This window comes from Kitasatospora sp. NPDC056138 (genome assembly GCF_042264695.1).
Classification (GTDB): domain Bacteria; phylum Actinomycetota; class Actinomycetes; order Streptomycetales; family Streptomycetaceae; genus Kitasatospora.
Genome location: NZ_JBHJVK010000136.1, coordinates 1 through 3,234, shown reverse-complemented (window position 1 = coordinate 3,234; position 3,234 = coordinate 1). Strand labels below are relative to the sequence as shown.

4 protein-coding genes are annotated in these 3,234 nt (G+C 70.4%); 3 read left to right on the top strand and 1 reads right to left on the bottom strand.

Translation table 11 applies throughout. The features are described 5' to 3' along the window. Positions 1 to 430: 430 nt before the first annotated feature. The gene (locus tag ACFC1R_RS38160; RefSeq protein ID WP_375946324.1) at positions 431 to 1,180 is read right to left on the bottom strand and encodes an SDR family NAD(P)-dependent oxidoreductase; all 750 of its coding nucleotides are present in this window, start codon (positions 1,178 to 1,180) and stop codon (positions 431 to 433) included. Between the two features lie 225 nt (positions 1,181 to 1,405). Between ACFC1R_RS38160 and ACFC1R_RS38155 the strand changes: the two genes are divergently transcribed. The 3 genes from ACFC1R_RS38155 to ACFC1R_RS38145 all read left to right on the top strand — a co-directional run bounded on the left by ACFC1R_RS38155 (position 1,406) and on the right by ACFC1R_RS38145 (position 2,669). Next, positions 1,406 to 1,534 carry a hypothetical protein gene (locus tag ACFC1R_RS38155; protein WP_375946323.1) on the top strand — a complete coding sequence of 43 codons (129 nt, stop codon included), beginning with the start codon at positions 1,406 to 1,408 and terminating at the stop codon, positions 1,532 to 1,534. Positions 1,535 to 1,558: 24 nt separating this feature from the next. Then, positions 1,559 to 2,188: a group II intron maturase-specific domain-containing protein gene (locus tag ACFC1R_RS38150; RefSeq protein WP_375946322.1), complete on the top strand. Its 630-nt coding sequence runs from the start codon at positions 1,559 to 1,561 to the stop codon at positions 2,186 to 2,188. A gap of 193 nt (positions 2,189 to 2,381) precedes the next feature. Then, a complete protein-coding gene (locus tag ACFC1R_RS38145) occupies positions 2,382 to 2,669 on the top strand; it encodes a hypothetical protein (RefSeq protein ID WP_375946321.1) in 288 nt (95 codons plus the stop codon). The last annotated feature ends 565 nt before the right edge of the window (positions 2,670 to 3,234 follow it).

Below are 3,234 nucleotides of genomic sequence, written 5' to 3'. Positions count from 1 at the left end.
CAACCCCCCCCCCCCCCCCCGCCCCGCGGGGCCCGCGGGGGGGTGCGGGGCCCGGGCGGGGGGGGCCCCCCGCCGCGGGGGCCCGCCCCCACCGCCGCATCCAGAGGGCGTTTGATGTAAGCGGATTGCCCTCGGTGAGCCGTCGGACCGTGGCCACCTCCTCGGCGCCGCCCCGGTGACCGGTCCCGGCCGCCCGCAAGGTCGCGGCGGCGGCCCGGTGGTCGTGGCCGAGCGGCAGTCCGACGGACGCGGCGGCGCGGGTCACGGGGTGAGGGTCAGTCAGGTTTCGCTGGGACAAGCGCTCGTCCGCCGGCCTGCCCGACCTTCACCGGGCAGGACGCGACGGACCGGGTCCGCTGAGCCTTCACGCCGCCTGAGCGCACGCGTCCCGCCCGGCCCTCCGCAGGCGGGCGGGGAGCAGCGGACGGGGTCAGGTGACGGATGCTCCGCCGTCTACGGTGAGCAGGGCGCCGTTGACGTAGGAGGCCGCGTCGGACACGAGGAAGGCCACGGCCTCGGCGACCTCGCCGGGCAGGCCGACCCGGCCGGCGGGGGTCATGGCGAGGAACTCGCTGCGATCGTCGCCGAGCGCGGCCTGCACGCCTTCGGTCTCGGTCACGCCCGGGAGGACGGCGTTGACCCGTACGCCGGACGGGCCGTACTCGGCCGCCCAGATCCGGGTGAGCTGGTTGACTGCGGACTTGCTCGAACCGTAGGCGGTGGCCCCGAGCACGGCCTTGTCGGCGGCGACGGAGCTCACGTTGACGATCGCGCCGCCGCCCTTGTCGACCATGGCGGGGACCAGCTCGGCGGCCAGGAAGAAGGGTGCCTTGACGTTCACGTCGAAGACCTGGTCGAAGACCTCCTCGGTGGTGTCGGCGGTGCCGGCGAACGGATAGACGCCCGCGTTGTTGACCAGGATGTCGATGCCCCCGGTCAGTTGCCTCGCCTCGTGGGCCAGTCGGCGGGCGGCGGCTGCACTGCCCAGGTCGGCCTGGACGAAGTCGGCCTTCCCGCCTGCCGCACGAATCTCCCGTACGGTCTGCTCCCCACGGGCGGCATCGCGGCCGGAGACGACCACGTGCGCGCCCCGCTCGGCCAGAACCTGCGCGATCGCCCGGCCGATGCCACTGGTCGCGCCGGTGACCAGGGCGGTCGAGCCATTCAGCGACGGAGCCATGAGAACTCCTTGCAAGCCAGTTGGAATCACCTTTGCAGACCTACAACCACAGGCTGGGAAAGCCCATTCCGGTCCGAGTGAGAAGTCGTTGTCCCATTCGGACGTGATGGACGTGTTGTTGCTGGTCAAGCGCAGAGTCGGCGGTCGCGCGGCGGGGTTGGTCGATCGGGTTGCCTCATTGGTGCCGGGTGCCGGGTGCCGGGTGCCGGGTGCCGGGTGGCGTCGGTGGCAGGGTTGCTGGAAGGGCGGGAGTTGGCCGCGCGGCAGCGGGTGGAGGTGCTGCGCGGGGAAGCGGACCGGATCCTGGCCGAGCCGGCGGAGGCGGACCGCAGTGGACACGACTACCTGCCTTGATCACTTTGACAGGTTCCGGGCTTCATGGAGATCGGAGCCCTCACAGTCTCGATCAGACTGTGGCCTGCCCGGCGGCCGCGCCGGAACAGTCCCGGCCGGGTCCGGGACGTTCTCCCGGCTCGAAGAACAGGCACCGGGCCAAGCGCCACGACGTCGGCAAGACGGTCAAACGGGCCGGGTCGATCAAGGAACACCAAACCCGCCGACCGTAGACGTCAAGCTCAGATCATGCGCGGTTGGGCCAGCCGCTTCAAGCACGCGGTCGCCAAGCATGTCTTCGACCGCTGGGACGCCTTCGTGTGGTGGCGCCTGATCCGCATGCTGCGGGAACGCCACCGCTGGAGTCGGGACGATGTCCGCCGCCGGTTCACCACCCCCACGGGGCAGTGGCGACCGATCTCGGCAGACGGGGTCGAGCCATACCGGATCGTATCGGTCACGGTCAGCCGTTACCGATACCGGGCCAGCACGATCCCCGAGCCATGGCAGCCTGCGAACCCCGTCCGACGGCAGAGACCGTGGAGAGTCCGTTGTGTTGAGAGGCGTACGGCGAGTCCGGCGAGCGGTCCGGAGAAACGGACCGGGAGCAATCCCGGCACCGCACTCCGGGCCTGCCCAGCGGTTGGTGACGCTGAGCCAGGTCGTCTCCCTTGACGTGGTGCAGTGGTCGTGTGCCAACGCTTCCGGCGGGAGTCGTTCGTCACCCGCTCAATGGGGTTGGGCGAGGGGGGGATTTCGCCGGCTGGCAGGATGTCGCTACAGCGGGGAACGTCCGGCCCGGTGAACCTTCCGTGCCGGGCCTGCGTCCTCCCTCACGACCGCTACCACACGCCCAGGAGAACAGACCATGGCCGACAAGGACGTTGAGCAGACCGACGAGCGGGGTTTCGTCCCGGGGCCCTGGTGGGCGGAGCTCGGAACGTGGGGGGCCGTCGCACTGATCGTCTTCGGGGGAGTCGCGGCAGCGTGGGTCTCTTTCAGGCTGCCCGGCACCCCAGAGGAACTGGCGTCCGGCTACTACCAGGCCGCCAAGGTCGTCGCCATCGGCCTGGTGCTGGTGGGATGCACCTTGCTGGGCCGCCGTCGCGCCCGGGCCGCAGCCATCGAGGAGACGAGCGAGCAGGAACGCGTCTGACGCCACCGGCCGGTGAGCCACGTCGCCGGGTCAGCAGGTCAGATCTCGAACGGTGGGTCTTCTTGAGGCCTGGTCCGGGGATCAAGGATCGCTCGGAGGCGGCTGATGCTCCGGTGTCATCGCGGGCCGTCGACGGTGATGGCCTGTGCGTGACTGTCAGTTGTCGGCCGTCATCGCGATGTCAGCGTCAGGGGGAGTTGTTGTGCGACCCGACCGTGCTCTCGTCGCGCAGAATGATGGTTTGCGGGTTGCCCGGTCTGGGAGGCTTCCGGGATGGCGGGGGACCGCTGGTGAGGTGGAGCGGGTCGGCCGTCGGCCCGGACCTCTTCGTCGCCCGGCGGTTCGGCATCGGCTGGACCATCAGCTTCGGCAATCCGCAGTGCCTGCTGCTCGTGGGGCCGGCCGTCTTGATCACGGTCCTGCAGCTGATCGGCCGCCGAGCTCCCGGAGCTCGAACTCACACCCCAACTCACAGGAGGATTCCCAATGACGCTGTCAAGCTGTCTTGAGGGGCTCTCGGGAGCTGTCTCACGCCGCAGCGGCAGCTGGCTCGGGTGGCCGGGCA

Excerpts from the sequence above, each read along its gene's own strand:
- ACFC1R_RS38160 (WP_375946324.1), bottom strand. The coding sequence starts at position 1,180 with ATGGCTCCGTCGCTGAATGGCTCGACCGCCCTGGTCACCGGCGCGACC.
- ACFC1R_RS38150 (WP_375946322.1), top strand. The coding sequence starts at position 1,559 with ATGGAGATCGGAGCCCTCACAGTCTCGATCAGACTGTGGCCTGCCCGG.
- ACFC1R_RS38145 (WP_375946321.1), top strand. The coding sequence starts at position 2,382 with ATGGCCGACAAGGACGTTGAGCAGACCGACGAGCGGGGTTTCGTCCCG.